Origin of the sequence: Psychrobacter sp. CAL346-MNA-CIBAN-0220, assembly GCF_040309805.1 — a bacterium.
GTDB lineage: Bacteria > Pseudomonadota > Gammaproteobacteria > Pseudomonadales > Moraxellaceae > Psychrobacter.
Window position 1 is genome coordinate 1 of sequence record NZ_JBEOPF010000015.1, and the last position, 2,336, is coordinate 2,336.

Here is a 2,336-nt window from a genome sequence, read left to right on the forward strand (position 1 = left end):
TCACCTGACTCACTTGATGAAACGAATTAGAATAAAGGGTTGACAGGCTATCGAATCATGATATGATGGTCAGCTCGCTAAACGAGATAAGCACATTGCTTTGATTGATTGGCAGAAAAACTACTACTGGACGACAGTGGTTAGACACTATTTAAAAGCATAACTAAAGAACAACTTGTGTGGATTTTTGCTGATACAGAATGCTAAAAAATAAAGTTGGTTGACTCTCTTTTCGAGGGAATTCTAACTATAAAAATTATCATTCTTTAAAGCAAGAAAACTCAAAGTTAATTCATTACGAACATAATTACGAGCGTATAATTGCCAGAAAAGAATGAGCCAAGTTTAGAAGTCTCTTTAAAGGACTTCATAGCAAGATTAAACTGAAGAGTTTGATCATGGCTCAGATTGAACGCTGGCGGCAGGCTTAACACATGCAAGTCGAGCGGAAACGATGATAGCTTGCTATCAGGCGTCGAGCGGCGGACGGGTGAGTAATACTTAGGAATCTACCTAGTAGTGGGGGATAGCTCGGGGAAACTCGAATTAATACCGCATACGACCTACGGGAGAAAGGGGGCAACTTGTTGCTCTCGCTATTAGATGAGCCTAAGTCGGATTAGCTAGATGGTGGGGTAAAGGCCTACCATGGCGACGATCTGTAGCTGGTCTGAGAGGATGATCAGCCACACCGGGACTGAGACACGGCCCGGACTCCTACGGGAGGCAGCAGTGGGGAATATTGGACAATGGGGGAAACCCTGATCCAGCCATGCCGCGTGTGTGAAGAAGGCCTTTTGGTTGTAAAGCACTTTAAGCAGTGAAGAAGACTCCATGGTTAATACCCATGGACGATGACATTAGCTGCAGAATAAGCACCGGCTAACTCTGTGCCAGCAGCCGCGGTAATACAGAGGGTGCAAGCGTTAATCGGAATTACTGGGCGTAAAGCGAGCGTAGGTGGCTTGATAAGTCAGATGTGAAATCCCCGGGCTTAACCTGGGAACTGCATCTGAAACTGTTAGGCTAGAGTAGGTGAGAGGAAGGTAGAATTCCAGGTGTAGCGGTGAAATGCGTAGAGATCTGGAGGAATACCGATGGCGAAGGCAGCCTTCTGGCATCATACTGACACTGAGGCTCGAAAGCGTGGGTAGCAAACAGGATTAGATACCCTGGTAGTCCACGCCGTAAACGATGTCTACTAGTCGTTGGGTCCCTTGAGGACTTAGTGACGCAGCTAACGCAATAAGTAGACCGCCTGGGGAGTACGGCCGCAAGGTTAAAACTCAAATGAATTGACGGGGGCCCGCACAAGCGGTGGAGCATGTGGTTTAATTCGATGCAACGCGAAGAACCTTACCTGGTCTTGACATATCTAGAATCCTGCAGAGATGCGGGAGTGCCTTCGGGAATTAGAATACAGGTGCTGCATGGCTGTCGTCAGCTCGTGTCGTGAGATGTTGGGTTAAGTCCCGCAACGAGCGCAACCCTTGTCCTTAGTTACCAGCGGGTTAAGCCGGGAACTCTAAGGATACTGCCAGTGACAAACTGGAGGAAGGCGGGGACGACGTCAAGTCATCATGGCCCTTACGACCAGGGCTACACACGTGCTACAATGGTAGGTACAGAGGGCAGCTACACAGCGATGTGATGCGAATCTCAAAAAGCCTATCGTAGTCCAGATTGGAGTCTGCAACTCGACTCCATGAAGTAGGAATCGCTAGTAATCGCGGATCAGAATGCCGCGGTGAATACGTTCCCGGGCCTTGTACACACCGCCCGTCACACCATGGGAGTTGATTGCACCAGAAGTGGATAGCCTAACCTTAGGGATGGCGTTCACCACGGTGTGGTTGATGACTGGGGTGAAGTCGTAACAAGGTAGCCGTAGGGGAACCTGCGGCTGGATCACCTCCTTATAGACGCATTCGGTCAGCAAGAATTCACAACAAGTTGTTCTTTAGTTTAAGCTATTATTTATTAGCTTTAGCAGATAAAAACTGCGCTAATAGTTAGCTACCAGAAAATCCTATTTAAAGGATTTTCCTTGCGAAGCTAAAAAAGCGGTGCTTTTTTTATACGCTTCTCAGGGTCTGTAGCTCAGCTGGTTAGAGCACCGTGTTGATAACGCGGGGGTCATAAGTTCAAGTCTTATCAGACCCACCATACACGGGGCCATAGCTCAGCTGGTAGAGCGCCTGCCTTGCACGCAGGAGGTCAACGGTTCGACTCCGTTTGGCTCCACCATAATAAATAATAACTTTAAGTGCTAATTAGTATAAATAGAAACAAGTGATTGTAGCTGATTACTTCTTTCTGTTTTATACAGAACCTGT

The 2,336-nt window shown here is 47.4% G+C and carries 2 tRNA genes and 1 rRNA gene; all 3 read left to right on the forward strand.

The annotated features are described in order from the left end of the window. Window positions 1–380: 380 nt before the first annotated feature. The 3 genes from AAEY88_RS12445 (at window position 381) to AAEY88_RS12455 (ending at window position 2,247) form a co-directional block, all read left to right on the forward strand. Window positions 381–1,919 (forward strand): 16S ribosomal RNA (locus AAEY88_RS12445). A gap of 170 nt (window positions 1,920–2,089) precedes the next feature. Continuing rightward, window positions 2,090–2,166, forward strand: a tRNA-Ile gene (locus AAEY88_RS12450). Window positions 2,167–2,171: 5 nt separating this feature from the next. Beyond that, window positions 2,172–2,247: transfer RNA gene (locus AAEY88_RS12455), tRNA-Ala, on the forward strand. The last annotated feature ends 89 nt before the right edge of the window (window positions 2,248–2,336 follow it).